The sequence below is a fragment of the Xenorhabdus taiwanensis genome (assembly GCF_036512875.1).
In the GTDB taxonomy this organism is placed as follows: Bacteria; Pseudomonadota; Gammaproteobacteria; order Enterobacterales; family Enterobacteriaceae; genus Xenorhabdus; species Xenorhabdus taiwanensis.
The window spans coordinates 139,948-161,015 of record NZ_AP028978.1 but is presented as its reverse complement, the minus strand read 5'-3'; the positions used below and the strand labels follow the sequence as shown (position 1 = coordinate 161,015).

General features: G+C 45.1%; 19 protein-coding genes. 4 read left to right on the top strand and 15 right to left on the bottom strand.

What is annotated here, in order from left to right; translation table 11 throughout:
* Nucleotides 1–5: 5 nt before the first annotated feature.
* Together hemN and yihI are read right to left on the bottom strand one after the other, a co-directional pair.
* A complete protein-coding gene (hemN, locus tag ACE1SE_RS00695; RefSeq protein ID WP_374052235.1) occupies nt 6–1,379 on the bottom strand; it encodes an oxygen-independent coproporphyrinogen III oxidase in 1,374 nt (457 codons plus the stop codon).
* Nucleotides 1,380–1,539: 160 nt separating this feature from the next.
* Nucleotides 1,540–2,076 (bottom strand): Der GTPase-activating protein YihI, encoded by a 537-nt coding sequence (gene yihI / locus ACE1SE_RS00690; protein ID WP_374052234.1) that lies wholly within the window; start codon nt 2,074–2,076, stop codon nt 1,540–1,542.
* Nucleotides 2,077–2,225: 149 nt separating this feature from the next.
* On the opposite strand from yihI, the gene ACE1SE_RS00685 reads away from it, so the two are divergent.
* Nucleotides 2,226–3,695, top strand: a complete 1,470-nt coding sequence (locus ACE1SE_RS00685; protein WP_374052233.1) for a glycosyltransferase family 39 protein — start codon at nt 2,226–2,228, stop codon at nt 3,693–3,695.
* Between the two features lie 73 nt (nt 3,696–3,768).
* Here ACE1SE_RS00685 and ACE1SE_RS00680 read toward each other — a convergent pair whose 3' ends face one another.
* Together ACE1SE_RS00680 and ACE1SE_RS00675 are read right to left on the bottom strand one after the other, a co-directional pair.
* Nucleotides 3,769–5,106, bottom strand: a complete 1,338-nt coding sequence (locus tag ACE1SE_RS00680) for an NCS2 family permease (protein ID WP_374052232.1) — start codon at nt 5,104–5,106, stop codon at nt 3,769–3,771.
* A gap of 201 nt (nt 5,107–5,307) precedes the next feature.
* Complete coding sequence (locus ACE1SE_RS00675; RefSeq protein WP_374052231.1) at nt 5,308–5,847, bottom strand: TetR/AcrR family transcriptional regulator; 540 nt, start codon at nt 5,845–5,847, stop codon at nt 5,308–5,310.
* A gap of 78 nt (nt 5,848–5,925) precedes the next feature.
* On the opposite strand from ACE1SE_RS00675, the gene ACE1SE_RS00670 reads away from it, so the two are divergent.
* Together ACE1SE_RS00670 and ACE1SE_RS00665 are read left to right on the top strand one after the other, a co-directional pair.
* The gene (locus tag ACE1SE_RS00670) at nt 5,926–7,407 is read left to right on the top strand and encodes an MFS transporter (RefSeq protein ID WP_374052230.1); all 1,482 of its coding nucleotides are present in this window, start codon (nt 5,926–5,928) and stop codon (nt 7,405–7,407) included.
* A gap of 323 nt (nt 7,408–7,730) precedes the next feature.
* Nucleotides 7,731–8,180, top strand: coding sequence for a VapA/VapB family virulence-associated protein (locus ACE1SE_RS00665; protein ID WP_374052229.1), 450 nt, complete (start codon nt 7,731–7,733; stop codon nt 8,178–8,180).
* 237 nt (nt 8,181–8,417) lie between these two features.
* Here the strand turns inward: ACE1SE_RS00665 and ACE1SE_RS00660 are convergent, their stop codons facing one another.
* The 11 genes from ACE1SE_RS00660 to greB form a co-directional block, all read right to left on the bottom strand.
* Complete coding sequence (locus tag ACE1SE_RS00660) at nt 8,418–9,161, bottom strand: amino acid ABC transporter permease (RefSeq protein WP_374052228.1); 744 nt, start codon at nt 9,159–9,161, stop codon at nt 8,418–8,420.
* A 1-nt stretch (nt 9,162) separates the two neighbouring features.
* Nucleotides 9,163–9,900, bottom strand: a complete 738-nt coding sequence (locus tag ACE1SE_RS00655) for an amino acid ABC transporter permease (protein WP_374052227.1) — start codon at nt 9,898–9,900, stop codon at nt 9,163–9,165.
* A 100-nt stretch (nt 9,901–10,000) separates the two neighbouring features.
* Nucleotides 10,001–10,849, bottom strand: a complete 849-nt coding sequence (locus ACE1SE_RS00650) for an ABC transporter substrate-binding protein (protein ID WP_374052226.1) — start codon at nt 10,847–10,849, stop codon at nt 10,001–10,003.
* A 110-nt stretch (nt 10,850–10,959) separates the two neighbouring features.
* Nucleotides 10,960–11,676 carry a phosphate signaling complex protein PhoU gene (gene phoU / locus ACE1SE_RS00645; RefSeq protein ID WP_374052225.1) on the bottom strand — a complete coding sequence of 239 codons (717 nt, stop codon included), beginning with the start codon at nt 11,674–11,676 and terminating at the stop codon, nt 10,960–10,962.
* Nucleotides 11,677–11,694: 18 nt separating this feature from the next.
* A complete protein-coding gene (gene pstB, locus ACE1SE_RS00640; RefSeq protein WP_374052224.1) occupies nt 11,695–12,504 on the bottom strand; it encodes a phosphate ABC transporter ATP-binding protein PstB in 810 nt (269 codons plus the stop codon).
* Nucleotides 12,505–12,553: 49 nt separating this feature from the next.
* On the bottom strand, nt 12,554–13,405 hold the full coding sequence (gene pstA / locus ACE1SE_RS00635; RefSeq protein ID WP_374053547.1) for a phosphate ABC transporter permease PstA: 852 nt from the start codon (nt 13,403–13,405) through the stop codon (nt 12,554–12,556).
* A 58-nt stretch (nt 13,406–13,463) separates the two neighbouring features.
* The gene (gene pstC / locus ACE1SE_RS00630; protein ID WP_374053546.1) at nt 13,464–14,423 is read right to left on the bottom strand and encodes a phosphate ABC transporter permease PstC; all 960 of its coding nucleotides are present in this window, start codon (nt 14,421–14,423) and stop codon (nt 13,464–13,466) included.
* Nucleotides 14,424–14,455: 32 nt separating this feature from the next.
* The gene (gene pstS, locus ACE1SE_RS00625; protein ID WP_374052223.1) at nt 14,456–15,478 is read right to left on the bottom strand and encodes a phosphate ABC transporter substrate-binding protein PstS; all 1,023 of its coding nucleotides are present in this window, start codon (nt 15,476–15,478) and stop codon (nt 14,456–14,458) included.
* A gap of 211 nt (nt 15,479–15,689) precedes the next feature.
* The gene (locus tag ACE1SE_RS00620; protein WP_374052222.1) at nt 15,690–16,739 is read right to left on the bottom strand and encodes an ATP-binding protein; all 1,050 of its coding nucleotides are present in this window, start codon (nt 16,737–16,739) and stop codon (nt 15,690–15,692) included.
* On the bottom strand, nt 16,736–17,455 hold the full coding sequence (gene ompR, locus ACE1SE_RS00615) for an osmolarity response regulator transcription factor OmpR (RefSeq protein ID WP_374052221.1): 720 nt from the start codon (nt 17,453–17,455) through the stop codon (nt 16,736–16,738). The genes ACE1SE_RS00620 and ompR overlap by 4 nt, the downstream gene beginning before the upstream one ends.
* Nucleotides 17,456–17,554: 99 nt before the next feature.
* On the bottom strand, nt 17,555–18,037 hold the full coding sequence (greB, locus tag ACE1SE_RS00610; protein WP_374052220.1) for a transcription elongation factor GreB: 483 nt from the start codon (nt 18,035–18,037) through the stop codon (nt 17,555–17,557).
* A gap of 281 nt (nt 18,038–18,318) precedes the next feature.
* Here greB and ACE1SE_RS00605 point away from each other — a divergent pair, with 281 nt between their 5' ends.
* Nucleotides 18,319–20,655 carry a Tex family protein gene (locus ACE1SE_RS00605; RefSeq protein WP_374052219.1) on the top strand — a complete coding sequence of 779 codons (2,337 nt, stop codon included), beginning with the start codon at nt 18,319–18,321 and terminating at the stop codon, nt 20,653–20,655.
* The last annotated feature ends 413 nt before the right edge of the window (nt 20,656–21,068 follow it).

The window sequence follows — 21,068 nt, the reverse complement described above, 5'->3', positions numbered from 1 at the left end:
GATACTCATATCACCCGCGAAAATTGCCGCTGTCGCATCTGATTACGCAGATAGCTATCAAAACACATACAAATATTACGTATCAGCAATCGCCCTTTCGGGGATACCTGGATCTGCGATTCGGTCACTGCAACCAACCCATCTTCAGCCAACGGCGCCAATAATTGCAGGTCTTCGGCAAAGTAATCCGCGAAATTCAGCCCGTAACACTGCTCAATATCCGTAAAATTCAGCCGGAAGTTACAGATTAGCGCCTTAATCACATCACGGCGAATGCAATCATCCTGTGTCAACGCTAAACCACGCCACAAAGCATGGCCTTGTGCTTCCACCGCAGCATAGTAGGTTTTCAGGTCCTTCTGGTTCTGGGCATAGCTATCCCCCAGCATACTGATCGCGGAAACGCCCATACCCAGTAAATCGCATTCCCCCTGTGTGGTATATCCCTGGAAATTTCGGTGTAAGATGCCCTTTCGTTGGGCAACCGCCAATTCATCATCAGGACGGGCAAAGTGATCCATACCAATAAACTGATAACCATTACCTGTCAGGGTTGCGATCGTTGCTTGCAAGATATCCAGCTTCTGCGTCGCAGTGGGTAAATCCTGTTCCTTAATCTTGCGCTGTGCCGCAAATAAATCCGGTAAGTGCGCATAATTGAATACACTCAGGCGATCAGGAGACAAGGCCAATACCCGCTGCAATGTAAAGGCAAAACTCTCAGGTGTCTGTTTCGGCAGGCCATAAATCAAATCAATGCTGGTGGATGTAAAGCCAATTTCACGGGCACGTTTGATCAGGTCGAAAATAAACGCTTCATCTTGCTCTCGATTCACCAAACGCTGCACATCTTTATTAAAATCCTGCACCCCCATACTCAGGCGGTTAAAGCCTTCGTGATGCAAATGATCAATGACATCAAGCTCAATTTCACGCGGATCAATTTCAATAGAAAGCTCAGCATCAGACAAAAAATGGAAATGGCTGCGCAGCATCGACATCAATCGGCTGATCTGTGTTTTGTCCAGATAGGTTGGCGTGCCTCCGCCCCAATGCATCTGGCTGACTTTCCGCTGGGAAAATAATTTGGCGCGGGCAGCAATCTCTTTTTCCAACACATTCAGATATTCATCCGCCTTGTGCTTTTGGCGCGTAACCAGCTTATTGCAACCACAGAAATAACAAAGCTTATGGCAGAACGGAATATGGATGTAGAGGGAAAGCGGGCGATCAGAATAACGGGTGGCAGCCTGTGCAAAAGCAGTCGCATCGTATTGTTGATTAAACTCCAATGCCGTTGGATACGAAGTATAACGAGGCCCTGAATAGTTGTATTTTTGGATCAAAGGCAGATCCCAAACAATGGCTTGCTCTGACATGCTTATTCCTTCCGCTGTTTTCGCCCATCAAAACGCAACATGATTGCCGCCATAGTTTACCCAATAACCACAATAAATAACATACTAATACTGTGGTTATTAATACTGTGGATATCAGAATGAACCCGCCTTTTACGATCACAATTCATTGATGAAGGCGTTACTTACCCTTCAGTAATTGCATGATATCTTCCTGTGACTCTTCTTCACTGTTCTCTTCATCCAGATTGATGCCCAACTCTTCCATCAGGGTATCAATGCGATCGAGCATATTATCGACATAAGCATGGTCTTCCTGGGACAGTTTTTCACCCTGCTCAAAACGTGCCAACAAATCATCCAATCGTTCATCATTTTCCAGCATTTCCAGCTCTTCCTGTGGTGACAGGCGAGGTTTCTGTTGCTCTATAACCGGTTTAACCGTTGATGCTTTTTCATCTGCGACTTTCCCATCAACGAACAGAGGAACCGGAACTTTACTGCCGATACGTGGATCTTTTTCCTGTTTGACTACTGAACGCTTTTTATTACTGCCATTATCGCTCTGACGGCTACCTGTCGGATTACCATTACCACGGCGTTTTTTCTGGCGCTTACGCTCGCGTCCTTCTGCATCCAGCTCTGCGCGACTTTTTCTTTTTTGCTTTTGCTGACCAGCGGAAAACTTCGCTGGTGATTTTTTCTTTAACGGGCTCATAGCTTGTGACTCAACTCACTTTTATCAAGATATTTTCGGCGAAATCTAACAGAAACTACCATTAACATCCAATGCCATTCACCTATAGTCCAAATTTCGTCTAGTATTCTAGATAGATTTAACTTAAATAATATGATCATCAGACTACCATGCGTTTTTTTGATACTCCTTCTTATCGCATGCCATTGTATCTTTGGGTCATTGGTTATGCCGTTTTGTGGATAATAGCAAGTTACTCTCTCGATCCCACCGTTCCTTATGATGCGGTAGAAGCTTTAAACTGGGGCATTAATGGGGAATGGGGTTCGCCCAAAAACCCATGGTTAGTGGGAGCCATCATGCTACCCGCTATCTCTATCAACGACATTTCTCTCAGTTTTTATTGGTATTTCAGTCACTTTGTCGCCATTGCCATCGGTATGCTTGGGGTTTGGCAACTGGCTTTCCGGTTGACGGGCAAAGTTGTGCTCGCATGGCTTGCCATGCTGACTCTGAATCTATCCGGTATCATCAATTTTGATATCATTCCTTATAATGATAATTATCTTTTGGTTATGCTCTGGCCGTGGTCATTGCTGTTTTTCCTGCGTGCCATTGACGATCACCCCAAATGGTGGCTGGCATTCGCCCTCACCACAGGGCTGGCAACAATGGCAAAATACTCTTCGCTTGCTATCGTCGGCTCGATCTTTTTGCTCTCCCTGTTCGTGCCTAAAATACGCCGCAACTATCGGGAGCCACTATTTTATCTCGCCATTGTCATCTGGCTCCTGCTGGTACTGCCGAACGTTTGGTGGCTGGTGTATAACGACTTTGTCGCCTTTAAGTGGGTAGATTCCCAAATTCAGAAAGGATTCAACCTACATACCACACGCGCTATGCTTTCCGTGTTCTACCCGTTAATTATCGTCAGTGTCATTATTTACCTGCTGGGTGGTCGGATTGGCTGGCCCAAGCAGCAATCCAATGCGTTGGCTAATATCGTGATCCTGCTGCCTCTGCTGATTATTTACGGCTGGTTTTCCTTCAATCAGGGCGGGCGTATGACCGAATGGGTGCAACCTTTTATGGTCGTTTCGCCGGCATTGTTGGTGGGATCGATAACGGTATTCCCTAAAAAACCTTTGCGAAGCACATTACGGGGATTGACTGTGTTTGGTGTATTGGTGTTGGGCGGTTACGCCGGTGTGATGATGGCAAATATCCGTGATGCAGGGCAAAAATTTGTTGGCATAAAAACCCTTGCCAACCAACTTGATCAACGTTGGAACGAACTGTATCCAACACCATTGCATTATGTTGGCGGCGAATATCTGCATCAATGGCTGACATTTTATAGCTATTATCACCCTGAAACGATACAACCCTGGGAATTAGATAATGGTGCACCACCGAATATCTATAACCGCCATATCAAACAGGATAATATTGTGAAATACGGTGCCTTGCTAGTGGGAGAACGAGGAAAGAGCTGTGCAGAGGAAGATTTCCAACATACTCTGACAGAATGGCCATCATTGGTGCTCAGTCACAAAGAAGAGTTCGCCTTTCAGGCCCAACCAAGTGCTGAGTTAGATACTGTTTGCATTGGCTTTGTCGCACCTAAAAATATTCAATAAATTAACCCATTAAATCAGCAAGCCTGACATAATCTACTGTCAGGCCGGCTCTTAATCACTGTTTCAATCGTGCTCAGTGGGCATCCACAAACACCATTTTCAATACAAACAATAGCGTCACGACAAGAACACATGGGCCAACTTCACGCCATTTGCCAGTACCCAATTTCATGACACAATAAGCGATAAAACCTAGTGCAATGCCTTCAGTAATGGAGAAACTAAATGGCATCATCACTGCGGTAATAAAAGCAGGGACGGATTCAGTCAGATCGTTCCATTTCACCCTTGTCAGGCTGGAAGTCATCAAGACGCCCACATAAATCAAGGCCCCCGCTGTAGCATAGGCAGGCACCATGCTTGCCAGTGGAGAGATAAACATAACCAACAGAAATAAAATACCCACGACAATCGCCGTCAAACCCGTCCGGCCACCAACAGAAACGCCCGAAGAACTTTCAATATAGGCGGTAACCGAAGAGGTTCCAATGTAAGAACCCGCCACCGAACTGATGCTGTCCACGTACAAGGCTTGTTTCATGCGGGGGAATTTGCCCTTACTGTCAGCAATACCCGCTTTATCCGTCACACCAATCAATGTGCCGGAAGAATCAAATAAGTTCACCAGCATAAATGAGAAAATCACGCCCGCCAATGCGACATCCAATGCACCTTTTACATCAACGTTACCCACTACGCTCATTACACTGGGCGGCAGATCAAAAATACCGTGATATTCCACATATCCCATCATCAAACCAATGCCGGTTGTCACAATAATCGAAACCAACACCGCCGCATGGAAATTACGTGCCGCTAAAATGGCAATAATGAAAAAGCCCAATGTTCCCAACAAAACGTTATGGGAAGCAAAGTTACCGATTGAGACAATCGTGTCGGGATTAGGCACAATAATACCCGCATTTTTCAGCCCCATCATGGCAATGAAAAGACCGATACCACTGGTAATACCCACACGCAGGCTCAATGGAATATTGGCGATCATCCAGTAACGGATACGAAAGAGAGTCAATATAAACAATCCCACTGCACCCCAGAAAATTGCCCCCATCGCAACCTGCCATGAAAGCCCCATCGCACCGACCACAACAAAGGCAAAAAACGCATTCAGTCCCATCGCAGGTGCAACGGCAACAGGCAGATTCGCCATCAATCCCATCATAATGCTACCAATTGCGGCGATTAAACAGGTCGTAACAAATACCGCTTTAATATCCATGCCTGCAACCGCCAGAATTTGCGGGTTAACAAAGACGATATAAACCATCGTTAAAAAAGTTGTCAGCCCGGCAATTATTTCAGTACGAACTGTTGTGCCATGTTCCCCTAATTTAAACACGCGCTGAAGCAAGCCCTGACGATGAACAGAGCCAGAATTTATTGTGCTCATGTAATATTGTTTCCCAAAAAAAGCGAAGTTTTCGACCTATCCTACAGGAAACTCATCTAAATCGTTACTCTGAAACGGTAAAAAAGAAAACGTTTGCGACACGTGTAATCAACAGGTTAAATAACATTATGATTATTGAGGAGATTCATTTTTCGACGATATTTTATTCGATTAGCCCGTTATTGGTCTTGCAAAAGAAATTCAGGGTGACATAGCAGCAAGAATGTCGTTAAAGATATCTTCCCATTCATCTTCTGTCACATCCATTAAGCCGAAGAAACGCAGAAAGAATGCTCCTTCTGTTGCTAAAAACGCCAAACGCGCCTGCCGACCTTCTTCCGTCGTTGTCTCCAATCCTGCTATGCGTTGTCGATACCAGATACGGGTTGATTCGAGATGTTCCGGTGTTTGTAATAAAGCCGCCATCAAACCAGCCGCCTTTGCCGTCGATGCTTCATCAGATCGCTTGATCGCCTCAATATGCGCACGCACTGTTGTCAGCGGGTGGGGATCATTTCCGGCAATTCTATGAAACTGTTTGTCATAATTCGCCTCCCAACGCTCAAACATGGCATCAATAAGACCATCTTTTGTTCTAAAACTGTATTGCACTCCTCCCTTGGTAATGCCAACCGTCTTCGCCAGTGCATCTATAGTGAGAGCCGCCGCGCCATGTGTTGTGACAATATGTTCCGCTGCATCCAGCAGAGCTTCCCGATCAATAGTTTTACGTCGTCCCATGCAAACCTCCTTTTAATTAAATACGTATGTATTTATAATTACCGCCAACAATTTAGTCAAGGTTTGGTGAGTTTGCTTATGAAATCGAATATCCGCTGGCTTGTACTCGCTATTATTTCCAGTGCACTTTTCTTAGTTGTTATGGATATGACAGTGCTATACACCGCTTTGCCACGGCTGACACATGATCTGCATGCTTCTGCCTCAGAGAAACTGTGGATCATGAATGCTTATACGTTGACCATTGCTGGCTTACTTCCCGCTATGGGGGCGTTGAGTGACCGTTTTGGTGCCAAGAAACTGTTTACTAACGGGTTAGCCATTTTCGGTGTTGCATCACTGATGGCTGCATTTTCCCCCAATCCTGCCACTCTGATTGCGGCACGTGTGGTGCTTGCTTTTGGCGCGGCGATGATGATGCCTGCGACACTCGCAATCGTCCGGCAATCGTTTGAAAATCCAAACGAAAGAGCGCTTGCCATTGGCATCTGGTCTGCCATAATTTCAGGCGGAGCCGCGCTGGGTCCGGTTATCGGCGGGTTCCTGCTCGAATATTACTGGTGGGGTTCGGTTTTCCTGATCAACGTTCCAATCGCCCTCATTGCATTAGGCTTTGCTCTGGTCGTTATTTCTAAAAGCCCGAACAATCCAGACCATACCTTTGACCTTATTGCTTCTTTGCAAATCATGATTGGCCTGGTAAGTATCACCTATGCGATCAAGGAGTTAAGCAAACCAATACCTTCATTGGTAACTGCCTCGATAGTGGGCATCACAGGCATTATTTTCACGGCCATCTTCATTCGTCGCCAGTTAAATTCATCAACCCCCATGATCGATTTCAGGCTTTTCCGCAATCGTGCTTTCACTGCGGGAATTGTCGTTGCTTTCGTTTCTACAGCAGCACTGGTCGGTATGGAACTTGCTGTTAGCCAACGCTTCCAACTCGCCATGAGTCTATCTCCCTTATTGGCGGGATTATTTATTCTACCCATTCCTATTGCCTCTTTTATTGCTGGCCCCCTGGCTGGGATCGCTATACCAAAATTTGGCTCTGAACGGATCATGTGGCTCTCGCTCACCTTTGCTGGACTGGGAGTTTTTGTTTATCTCTCAGGCCTGCAATCCGGGCTTTTCATACAAATCACTGCATTTTTCGTCATTGGATTTGGTATTGGTGCGGCAATGACCGCTGCTTCCACATCCATCATGCTAAATACTCCAGAAAACAAAGCTGGCACCTCCGCCTCTATCGAAGAAGTCGCCTATGAATTGGGAAGTTTAATCGGGATAGCTGTTCTCGGCAGCCTAATGGTGGCAGTCTATTCTGCCTCATTCACCTTTCCGTCTGATATGAGCATCCCAGAATTGGCACGAAACAGTATTGATGAGGCTCTTATTGTCGCAGAAGGACTAAAGGGAGAGGCCGCACTGTCGCTGATCCAGGCAGCAAAACAGGCTTTCAATCACTCATTCCTGTCGGTATTGATCGCAGCAGGGACATTGCTGTTGTTGACCTCTGTGCTCATTGCTGTGTTTGGAAAAGAGAAACGCCATTAATTGAATCAATTAGGTAATTTAATCTGTTAATTTAAATACTTTTATTTTTATTCTTAAAAAGATTATAAATATAACCAAATAATATTTGGTGTATTCTTCATAACCGATCATACTATAAATAGTAACATGATGGAATTATATAATAAAATAGTTGTGACTAGATATAATAAACGATGGATTGTTATTCCATCACCCTATAAAGCCTTACACAGAAACATCTGTTGTTATGAATTATTATTTATATTTAAACAAAATAATAAGATTCATACATTTTAGATATTATTTTTTCTCTATATTCAATAAACTATAAAAGAGGTAATATTATGAACGAATTAGAAAAAAATGAAATAAAACTAAAACTTATTGAAAATTTTCAACAAACTATGCAAGGGAAGCTAGAACCCAAACTTATTGATGAAGCTACGAAAAAAATGGCTTCTCTAAAAACAGAGACATATTCAGCTGGCGGTCAAGTAGAAAGCCTCATTTTTTATCTGACATTTGACATGCACCTAGATCTTGCTGGTAGCAAAGCTTTTCGCGGGACGGCAGGAGGATTGACGACTCCCGGCATTGCAGTTTTTCAAGGAATTCTTCTTACAGACGATTTAAACACACTTTATTCTGATACTGTAAGTTTCGTGTTTGATGCATCGCCCATAGCCTTTAGTTTATTTTTCTTTGATTCAAATAACTATCTGACTGGCTCCTTCGGCGGTCTCGCAATTTCCCTTATAGCAGGAACAGGTGGTGGAAAGGGTTCATGGAGTTAATTATCTTTTATAATAAATAAACTCAACCGGAGTACAATGATTAACAGAATACTGCACCCTTGCTGTGTAATTCCTTACACAGCAAGGGTTATTGTTATGAATCAATTGGCATTAAACTGAATAATAAAATTATATTTTTTAGCTTTTGTTCTGAATTTTATGAAATAAAGTGGTAAATAAAAAAAACCCTGCCTCACAGCAGGGAATGAATACAATAACGAAAATATTTGCCAGATATTAATTTTGAGGAACCACGGTCAACGTTTTTTTACGCCAAAATCCGAAGATTGTTGTTCTTTCACGTTTCACCGAGAAGCGACGGGCAACATAATTGGCAATCAACTCCAGTGATAAACACATCACAAAATAAACCAGCGCAACGAATAAGAAGACTTCCATTGGATAAACCATACTGCGGTTATTCACTTGGGTCGCCAGAAATGACAATTCCGCGACGCCAACGATATAAGCCAATGAGGTATCTTTGATTAACGCAATCCACTGATTAATAAATGAAGGCACCATCATGCGCAATGCCTGCGGCAAAACGATATGCCAAAGCACTTCCCAACGATTGAAACCCAGTGATAACCCTGCCCGCCATTGACCATCACCAATCGCTAAAATTCCCGCTTTGACACCATGTGCTAAATAAGCCGAAGTAATCAATGCCAGCGCACAGACAACGGTCGTAATTTCAGGGATCTCCATACCCAATACGACAGGCAACAAGAAATACGTCCAGAAAATCAGCATAATGACTGGAATGGCGCGAAAGAAACCCAGTATTGCCGCCAATAGGTTGGCCCAAAAACCGCGCAGCATTGCCAGAGCAACGCCACCCAAAATACCCAATACAATGGAGATCGTCCCCGCTATGATACTGATTACCAACGTCAATGCCGCCCCTTCTAATGGCCCATCGGGAAAGGTTCCCAAGAGCAAATAACGCCAGTTTTCTGCAATAACCGTAAAGTCCATATCAATACCCTCTCGCCAACGTTCTCTGTTGGCGCCATTGTCCCCAGCCTTCCATCACAGCAATAATGGCGATGTAGAGCACTGTCGCCACACCAAATGCCTCAAAGGTTTGTAAGGATTGAGTTTCCACCTGACGAGAAGCATAGGAGAGTTCAGCCACACCAATTGCCATAGTTAATGATGAATTTTTGACAATATTCATGTATTGCCCCAATAAAGGTGGCATAGCTATTTTCAGTGCCTGCGGCAATACAACGTGACGCATGGCCTGCCAGCCCGTTAAACCCAATGCATGGGCAGCATATTTTTGCCCGCGTCCGACGCCCTGAATACCCGCACGTAATTCTTCTGCAACAAACGGAGCTGAATAGAGAGTTAATCCGATGAATCCCGCCAGAAATTCAAAGGATGGCCATTCCAGTGTCAGACCCAAAATCATTGTGTCATGGGGCGTATTCAGCCACATCATTGCGGCTTGCGGCAAAATTTGCCCGGATGCGAAGTACCAGAAAAACAGTTGTACCAACAGAGGCGTGTTACGAAATACAGTAGTGTAAGCCGTAACCAACCAGCGCAGTGGCTTGATTTGGCTATCCCGTACCGCCGCAATCACAAAACCCAGTAAAGTGGAGGAGGCAATGACACAGGCAGAAAGCCACAAGGTGATCAGAAATCCCTGCCAAAGCCATTGCAGATATTCAGGAGCCAGTAAATGCTCGGTAATAAATTGCTCAAACATATCATTCACCGCATAAACAAACAGCAAAGCCCCGAAATAACGGGGCTAATTAATTTGTGTTCTTAAATGGAAGCACTAAACAGAAACAGCTAAACAAACATTACTGTTTTGCCTGATCCTCTAACGGAGCAAATTTAAAATCACCACGCGGTTGAGCGGATTTAGTGTCTGGGCCAAACCAGCGGTTATAGATTTTCTCTGCTTCCCCCTCTTTTTCCAATTTCAGTAAGGTTTGGTTAACCGAATCAACCAATCGCGTTTCCCCTTTGGAAGCCGCAACTGCCTGGTATTCACGCGTGATGCTGAAAGGAGAAATTTCAAAATCGGCTTTCTGGGCTTCTGGTACGTTTGCCAGCAAACCAACCAGTTTCGCATCATCCTGCGTGATAGCCTGAACATTACCATTTCTCAGCGCCGCAAATGCCAACGGTGTATCATCATAAGAGATCACTTTGGCGGTGGGATAACGCTCACGCAAAGTAATTTCCTGTACAGTTCCCTTGTCTGCACCAATACGCAGTTTGGCAATATCGTCCGGCTTGGTCAGAACACCTTTGCGGGCAATAAATTTCTGACCAGTCGCAAAATAAGGGATGGAAAAATCAACTTGTTTTGCACGTTCATCAGTGATCGTGAAGTTAGCAGCAATTAAGTCAATTTTTTTGGAAGAAAGCAGAGGAATGCGGTTTGCTGGATTCGTTGGACGCAATTCCAGCTTGACCCCCAAATCGTTGGCAATTGCATTAGCGATATCGACATCATAGCCTGCCAATTTTTTCGTTTGGGGATCGATAAAACCAAATGGTGGGTTACTGTCGAATACAGCAATACGTACCGTGCCAGCTTTTTTAATATCATCAAGTTTATCTGCTTTTGCCACTCCTGAAACCAATGCCAAGCTGGTCAGCAGAGCAGTGACCGCTACGCGAGATTTATTGCTAATCTTCATTGTACACCCCTGTTGGTTATTAATTTTTATATATCAACAAAAGCTATCAATTTCGATATAGCACCTGAAATAATATAAAATACTATATTTATTCAATTTTGGAATAATAGCTATTCTTTTTGGGTCAATAATTTTTCCATATTACCACCACCAATATGGCGGAAGTCCTGCCCTTTAACGTAATAGAAGATAAATTCACAAATATTCTGGCAACGGTCACCAATGCGCTCAATAGAACGGGCACAGAAGAGAGCCGTCATGACATTTGGAATGGTTCTGGGATCTTCCATCATATAGGTTATTAACTGACGGATAATGCTTTCGTATTCCTGATCCACTTTTTTATCTTCATGGTAGATACGGATGGCTTCTTGCAGATCCATACGGGCAAAGGCATCCAACACATCATGCAACATTTGGATCGTATGACGCCCTAATGACTCCAGGCTAACCAGTAAAGATTGCTGTTGATGTGAAAATCTTTCAAGCGCAGTCTTACAGATCTTATTGGCCACATCGCCAATACGCTCCAGTTCAGCAATGGTCTTTGAAATAACCATGATCAGGCGCAGGTCACTGGCCGTCGGTTGGCGTTTTGCAATGATACGGACACACGCTTCATCAATCGCCACTTCCATCATATTAACCTTCTGGTCATCTTCAATCACTTGTCGTGCCAATACTTCATCCTGATTGTGCATCGCCAGAATCGCCTTACTGAGCTGTTCTTCCACCAGCCCGCCCATTGTCATCAATTCTGTACGAATATATTCCAGTTCAGCAGTAAACTGAGCGGAGATATGTTTGCTGAGATTCAGATTGTCCATACTATGCTATGCCCCGTATTAACCGTAACGACCAGTAATGTAATCTTCGGTCTGTTTCATCTTTGGTGTGGTAAACAATCTATCGGTATCGCTAAACTCAATCAGTTCACCAAGGTACATAAATGCGGTGTAATCCGAACAGCGCGCCGCCTGCTGCATATTGTGGGTAACGATCACTACGGTATATTCCGATTTCAGTTCGCTGATCAACTCTTCAATACGTCCTGTCGAAATTGGATCAAGTGCCGAACAGGGCTCATCCAGCAATAAAACTTCAGGACGAATAGCAATACCACGGGCAATACACAGACGCTGTTGCTGACCACCGGAAAGGCTATGCCCACTCTGATGCAATTTATCTTTGGTTTCATTCCACAATGCCGCTTTGGTCAACGCCCATTGAACTCGTTCATCCATCTCTGTTCTGGGCAGTTTTTCAAACAGGCGCACTCCGAAAGCAATATTGTCGTAAATGGACATCGGGAATGGTGTTGGTTTTTGGAAGACCATCCCAACTTTGGCACGTAGCAAAGCAATATCTTGCTTGTCTGTCAGAATATTGGCGCCATCCAGAATAATTTCACCTTCAGCGCGCTGATCACCGTACAATTCATACATTTTGTTGAAAGTACGTAGTAACGTGGACTTACCACAGCCCGATGGCCCGATGAATGCCGTCACTTTATTTTGTGCAATATCGAGCGTAATATTTTTCAACGCGTGAAACTTGCTGTAATAGAAATTCAGATCACGTACCTGAATTTTACTTCCTGCGATTTTATTTACTGCTATGCTATTTACTGAAATAACGTCATTAGCCTTATTCATCAGTCTGTGTCTCTTTAATACCTTCTGCTTTTGTTCCTTCGAAAAAATATTAGTGCTTTTTCTTCGCAAACAGCGCACGCGCCACAATGTTAATGAGTAATACACATAGGGTGATCAGTAATACCCCCGCCCATGCCAACTGCTGCCAGTCAGAGAATGGACTCATGGCAAACTTGAAAATAGTGACAGGCAAGTTTGCCATCGGCTGGTTAAGATCGGTGCTCCAGAACTGGTTGGAAAGCGAGGTGAACAACAATGGAGCCGTTTCACCAGCGATACGAGCAATAGCCAGTAATACACCGGTCATAATGCCTGATATTGATGCCTTTAAAGTAATGGCAGAGATCATTTTCCATTTCGGCGTTCCCAGGGCATAAGCGGCTTCACGCAAGTTATCCGGCACTAATTTCAGCATGTTTTCCGTCGTGCGAATAACAATGGGGATCTGCAACAGTGCCAGTGCCATTACCCCTGCCCAACCCGAAAAGTGTTGCATCTTCGTTACCACAACTGTGTAGACAAATAATCCGACAACAATCGAAGGGGCTGAAAGCAAGATGTCATTAATAAAGCGGATGATTTCTGCCAGCCATGAACGGCGACCATATTCCGCCAGATAAATTCCCGCCATAATCCCCAATGGCGTGCCAAACGCCGTCGCCCAGAAGATCAGCAAACCACTGCCAACGATGGCGTTTGCCAACCCACCGCCCTCGGTATTGGGAGGTGGCGTCATTTCAATAAACAACGCCAGCGACATACCATCGATACCTTTAGTGACGGTAGAGATTAAAATCCAACCCAGCCAGAATAAGCCGAATGCCATCGTCATCATGGATAGCACCAACGCCAGCCGATTTTTCTGGCGACGCCATGATTGCATACGGCGACGGCTTTTCATCTCCGCGTCGTTTACTGTATCGACTAAATGTGAAGGTTGCTCATTGATGATTGTCATCTCAACGCAGCCCCTCATTTTTTGCCAGACGCATCATCATTAATTTTGACAACGCCAGAACAATAAAGGTGATGACAAATAAAATCAGCCCCAGCTCCATCAATGCGGCGGTATGCAGGCCAGATTCAGCCTCAGCGAATTCATTTGCCAATGCAGAAGTGATACTGTTCCCCGGCATATACAGCGACAAACTATCAAGCTGGTAGGTATTACCGATAATAAAGGTGACCGCCATTGTTTCTCCCAATGCCCGACCCAGCCCTAACATTACGCCACCAATCACACCATTCCTGGTATAAGGCAAGACGATATGCCAAATCACTTCCCATGTTGTACAACCGATACCATAGGCAGACTCTTTCATCATCACAGGGATCTGTTCAAACACATCGCGCATGACCGAAGCGATATAGGGGATAATCATGATGGCAAGAATGACACCCGCTGCCAGAATGCCAATACCAAAGGCAGGACCAGAGAACAGCGCACCCACGATGGGAATGCTGGAGAACACGTCACCAACGGGTTGCTGGAAATAGGAGGCAAACAGTGGAGCGAAAACAAACAGCCCCCACATGCCATAAACAATGCTGGGGATCGCCGCCAATAACTCAATCGCCACACCCAATGGGCGTTTCAACCAGTTTGGAGACAACTCCGTCAGAAACAGGGCAATACCAAAACTTACCGGAACTGCAATGATCAAGGCAATTAACGAAGTCATCAATGTGCCATAAATCGGTACTAATGCGCCAAACAACCCGGCCGGTGCATCCCACTCTTTGCTCCATAAGAAAGCAAAACCAAATGTTTGTATACTCGGCCAGGAAGCAATGATCAGCGAAATGATAATGCCTCCCAGCAGAAATAAAGTTAACAGCGCTGCTAACTTAACCAGAGCGCTGAAGATCATGTCACCACTTTTTCCCGGTGCTTTCAGTGCCGTTTGACGTTCGGCCATACGCTTCATTCTCATTTTTAGTTATTTCCCCTTTAATAAAAGGAGAGATTGTTCTTCCATGCTGCACGTACCTGACTAACCACTTCTTCCGGCAGGGTGGCATAATCCAGCTCCTTCGCCTGTTGTTTGCCGTTGTTATAAGCCCAATCGAAGAATTTCAGCACTGCAATACCCTTGGCCGCATTTGCCTGTTGCTTATGGATGAGAATGAAGGTAGCAGAGGTAATTGGCCACGCATTATCGCCTTTCTGGTTTGTCAAATCCTGCGCAAAGCTGCTGTTCCAATCCGCGCCTTTGGCCGCCGCACTAAAGTTCTCTTCGGCAGGCGCCAGCACGACACCATCCGCCGAAACCAGTTTGGTATAAGCAAGGTGATTCTGCTTCGCATAGGCATATTCGACATAACCAATCGAACCCGGCAGACGCTGAACAAATGCAGCAATCCCGTCATTGCCTTTACCGCCCAATCCGGTTGGCCATTTGACGGTCGAGCCAGCTCCTACTTTTTGCTTCCAATCATTGTTAACTTTGGACAGGTAACTCGTGAAAACGTAGGAAGTTCCTGAGCCATCAGCACGACGAATCACAGCAATGTTTTGTTCTGGCAGTTTGAGAGCGGGATTCAACTTTGCAATTGCCGGATCATTCCATTTCTTGATATTACCCAGATAGATGTCACCAAGGGTTTTACCATCCAAAATCAACTGACCAGATTTAATGCCAGAAATATTCACTGCCAGCACAATCCCACCGATTACCGTTGGGAACTGGAACAAGCCATCAGTCGCCAATTTTTCATCAGAAAGCGGGGCATCAGATGCACCAAAATCAACGGTATTGGCAATAATCTGTTTTACACCGCCAGAAGAGCCGATACCTTGGTAATTGATTTTGTTACCCGTTTCTTTCTGGTAAGAATCTGCCCACTTGGTATATATCGGTGCAGGAAATGTCGCACCTGCTCCCGTCAAGCTGGTGGCCGCAAATGAAGACAGAGATGTCATGGCAAATACAGTAGCCATGATGCTCGCCACAGTGGTACGCATTGATTTCATACTATCTCCTGTTGCTCCTGTTGGGTCTTCTACTGAGATACGCATCATTAATGAAAAACAAATGACAGATATCGCTGACAAGCTGATTTTCAGGTAATAAATGATTCAAGAAGGAAAAATAGGTGAATTCAATGACAATAGAATGTATGAATTATGACATTTTTATGACAGGCGGTTTCGGCAGTGCCTTATTTTGCGTTCAATGATGTTCTCATATTGCACTCAACGGAATATATATACGAATGGACAATCCCTGTTTTTCACTGCTCCCTACCTGAATATACCCCCCGTGGCTATCAATGATACGACGGATGATCGCCAGCCCCAGCCCGACGCCGCTATTTATTTCACGTCTATTATTTATTTCACGCCTATTATTTATTGCACTTCTATTTTTTCCCTGCATAAAAGGCCGAAATAAAACAGCGGCTTCTTCTTTCGTCATTCCAGTGCCGTTGTCCTCAACCTGAAACCAACCAAATTTTTCTGTTGAGCCACTACTAATGCGTATCCACCCATTGCCATAACGCCGGGCATTAGTTAACAGATTGATCAGTACACGTTTGATGGAAAAGGGATGGGCTAAAATGAAAATCGAACTTGTCACTAAACAATTTTCAATATCTGTATCTACCGCACAACGCTGCTCTGCTGTAATCACTTCTTCAAGCAACCCATTCAATTCACAACATGTCATCGGTATACCCTGCCCTGCCCGCTGATAATCAATGAATTGATCAATCATGACATTGCACTCTTCAATGTCCTGATGGACAGATTCTGTCAGAAAATCATCTTTTCCCTCCATCATTTCCATCGCCAGACGAATACGGGTAAGTGGAGTACGCAAGTCATGGCTCACACCAGCCATTAATACCGCCTGATCGCTCTCCTGTGATTTCAGCTCCGCCGACAATTGGTTAAGCGCCCTAATCACGGAGCGAATAGCGGGTGTCCCCATTTCAGGCATTGATGAGCCTTTTCTGCCTTTTCCTATGTCGATAACGACGTTTTGCATCACCTTCAATGAATGTTTCTGGATAGCGGAATATCGCCAGAACACCATGAATACGGACAATGCCACCATCACAACACTGATAAAGAGATAGGGAAATATCGCGTTAAAAGGGAGCTCTTCTAATACCACCAGCAATAAGGTCACCAGAGTGCTGAACAGCAAGCTGCCCAGCACTAAAAACAGGATACGGAAAAACAAAGTACGCAGAGAAAGCCAAAGCTTTTCCACACTGGGCTTTTTCATAGCTTGTTTCCATCAGGAATAAAGACATATCCCAACCCCCAAACCGTCTGGATATAACGAGGATGGGCAGGATCTTCTTCAATCAGGCGACGCAGGCGGGAAATCTGGACATCAATGGAACGCTCCATCGCACCATACTCCCGTCCCCGCGCCAAATTCATCAATTTATCCCGCGATAATGGCTCACGTGGGTGAGAAACCAATACCTTCAACACGGAAAATTCTCCGCTGGTCAAAGGTAACAATTCATCTTGCTGAAACATTTCACGTGTTCCAAGATCAAGTTTAAATTTCCCAAACTTGATCACCGCATCATCCGGCGTCGGCGCTCCCGGCAATTCTTTTGCTTGTCGCCGCAGGACAGCCCGCATGCGTGCCAACAATTCACGAGGATTAAAAGGCTTGGCAAGATAATCATCAGCGCCAATTTCAAGCCCAACAATCCGATCAATCTCTTCCCCTTTCGCAGATATCATGATGATCGGGATCGAGTTATGCTGACTTCTCAGCCTTCGACAGATAGACAACCCATCTTCGCCCGGCAACATTAAATCCAGGACAATCAACTGAATAGATTCTCTGGTCAATAAACGATCCATCTGTTCTGCATTTGCTGCGCCGCGCACCAGAAACCCTTGTTCGGATAAGTAACGTTCCAGTAACGCCCGTAAGCGCATATCATCATCAACAACAAGGATCTTATAACTCTCTTGCATGTTTCAGCTCCCAAGATACTCCATGCCCGCAACATCCATCACTTTCACAGAAAACCCATAACGCCAATAGAAACTTAACCACATGTATTTTAAGGTGACTTATGCCAGAGGCCGATAGCTAATTTCCAGTATCCAGTAAGTCACCACGCTATTCGGTGTCATCACCGTGACTTCATCATCAACCTGCTTACCCAATAATGCCCTCGCCACCGGAGAATCAATGGAAATCCATTTTTTAGCAGGATCGAATTCATCCGGCCCCACCAAACGAAACATGTGTTCTTCTTCATTCTCATTTTCAACTTTTACCCATGCCCCAAAAAAGACTTTCCCTTCTTGTCGCGGGTCAGGATCGACAATTTGCAGTACATCCAGACGCTTGGACAAAAAACGTACTCGGCGGTCAATTTCCCTTAACCTTTTTTTACCATAAATGTACTCTGCATTCTCTGAACGATCCCCCAATGCAGCAGCATCTGAAACAGCCTGAGTGACTTTGGGGCGTTCAACTTTCCAGAGATATTTCAATTCCTGATCAAGCGTATGCCAACCCTCTCGGGTAATATAATTACTCTTGGCCATGAAAAACTCACTTGAGAAAAGATGATTAATGGCGGAATACTATATCTCATCAACCCTCATATCTCATCAACCCAATCCCAACCCAGAAGATATTTGATGAATTCTGTTGCAACATAACTGAAATATCGCGCTAAACTGGAAATTATCGCGCTCAGCACGTATAAATGGAGCCAGTTTGAACCATGCCGATATTGTTTCAGATGAAATTTGATCTTATCCGGCTCTGTCTGATGATGTCTCAGGATATCTACAGACCCTAAAGAAGTTGAAGAAAACGGACCATGAATGAATCTTTAAGTCGAATCATTGCCGGTGAGCTACAGGCTCAACCACAGCAAATCCTAGCTGCCATCACCTTGATCGATGAAGGGAATACGGTTCCCTTTATCGCCCGTTACCGTAAAGAGGCCACCGGTGGTCTGGATGATACACAGCTCCGCCAACTCGAAAGCCGTCTTGGTTATCTGCGTGAACTGTCCAACCGCCGTCAGACTATCCTGAAATCGATTGAGGAACAGGGAAAGCTAACCATTGAACTGGCAGAAGCGATTAACGCAACGCTGAGCAAGACTGAGTTGGAAGATCTGTACCTGCCTTATAAACCTAAACGCCGTACCCGTGGACAAACTGCCATCGAAGCCGGATTGGAGCCTCTGGCCGACCTGCTATGGCAAGATCCGCAGCAAGAGCCAGAACTGGCGGCGGCTGCCTATGTCAATGCTGACAAGGGTGTTGCTGATACCAAGGCCGCATTGGATGGTGCACGTTATATCCTGATGGAACGTTTTGCCGAAGATGCAACCTTGCTGGCGAAAGTACGTGAATATTTATGGAAAAATGCCCATTTAGTCTCCAGAGTTGTCGAGGGTAAAGAGGAAGAAGGGGCTAAATTCAGCGATTATTTCGACCACCATGAAGCCATCGCCACTGTTCCTTCCCACCGTGCCCTTGCCATGTTCCGTGGACGCAATGAAGGTATCCTGCAACTTGCTTTGAATGCTGATCCACAATTTGAGGAAGCACCAAAAGAGAGTCATTGCGAACAAATTATTACCGATCACCTGAACCTGCGCCTGAACAATGCACCGGCTGACAATTGGCGCAAAGCTGTGGTGAGCTGGACATGGCGCATCAAGGTGCTGCTGCATCTGGAAACCGAACTGATGGGTACACTGCGTGAGAAAGCCGAAAACGAGGCTATTAACGTATTTGCCCGTAACCTGAATGACCTGCTGATGGCTGCACCTGCGGGTATGCGTGCAACAATGGGCCTCGACCCAGGTTTGCGTACCGGAGTAAAAGTCGCCGTTGTTGACGCGACGGGCAAACTGATTGCCACCGATACTATTTACCCGCACACCGGACAGGAAAACAAAGCGGCTGCCATCGTCGCAGCGCTGTGCACTAAACATCAGGTGGAACTGGTTGCCATTGGCAATGGCACCGCATCCCGTGAAACAGAACGCTTCTTTGCCAACGTTCAGAAACAGTATCCTGACGTCACGGCACAAAAGGTGGTGGTCAGCGAAGCGGGAGCTTCTGTCTATTCCGCATCTGAATTGGCTGCTCTGGAGTTCCCTGATCTGGATGTTTCCCTGCGTGGCGCGGTCTCCATTGCCCGCCGCCTGCAAGATCCACTGGCTGAACTGGTGAAAATCGAACCCAAATCCATTGGTGTGGGTCAATACCAGCATGATGTTAGCCAGACGCTGCTTGCCAAGAAACTGGATAACGTGGTTGAAGACTGTGTAAACAGCGTCGGCGTTGACCTGAATACCGCCTCTGTTGCCTTGTTGACTCGCGTTGCCGGCCTGACTCGCACTGTTGCCCAAAATATTGTTAACTGGCGTGATGAAAATGGTCGTTTCGGCAACCGTAATCAACTATTGAAAGTAACCCGTCTGGGGCCAAAAGCCTTCCTGCAATGTGCGGGCTTCCTGCGCATCAATCAGGGCGATAACCCGCTGGACGCTTCAACCGTTCACCCTGAAGCCTATCCAATAGTTGAGAAGATCCTGGCAACAACTCAGCAAACCCTGCCTGAACTGATGGGGAATCCGGCTAATTTGCGTAACCTGAGCGCCCAGGAATTCACGACTGAAAAATTTGGTATTCCGACCGTCACCGATATCCTGAAAGAGCTGGAAAAACCGGGCCGCGATCCACGCCCTGAATTCAAGACCGCCACATTTACCGATGGGGTTGAAACCATGAACGACCTGCAAGCGGGCATGATTTTGGAAGGTACGGTCACTAACGTGACCAATTTTGGTGCATTCGTGGACATCGGTGTCCATCAGGATGGCTTGGTTCATATCTCCTCCCTATCCGACCGCTTTGTGGAAAATCCACATACCGTCGTCAAAACAGGAGATATCGTGAAAGTGAAGGTGATGGATGTTGATCTCAACCGTAAGCGTATTGCATTGACCATGCGTCTTGATGAGCAACCAGGTGAAACACCAGCACGCCGCAGCTCTCAGGAAGGTCACCGTCAGGAGCGCAATAATCGCAACGGCAATGGCAGAAACCGCCCTATTTCACGTTCAGGTTCTGCACCTTTAGCTAATAGCGCTATGAGTGATGCATTGGCCGCTGCCTTTAATAGAAAACGTTAATTCATTAAAAAACGTCAGATGACTTAAAATAATTTCCTGAACTGGTTCAATTGAGCCAGTTCAGGCTCTTTAAATTTGTGTTTATACACCGCATTAATATTATCCGAAAGCACCTTATATTTCTCTAATTGTATTTAACGCAATCTCAATATCATGAATTGATAATTTTTTAAAAACCTCGTTTAGCCTAAAGGCGCTTAATTTTTTATTCCTTCCTTGATAAATCCTTAGCTAAAACCATCAGTGCCTTAAGTCATTAAAAATAGTTATCACGTGATAATTATTTTTAATAACGCAAAAATAAAATACATCACTATTATCACAATAGGGTTACATCCGTATTATTTAATATGAGGTATATGAACATGTTATCATATATTGGTAAGGTCATATTTTTACTATTTTTTCTTTAC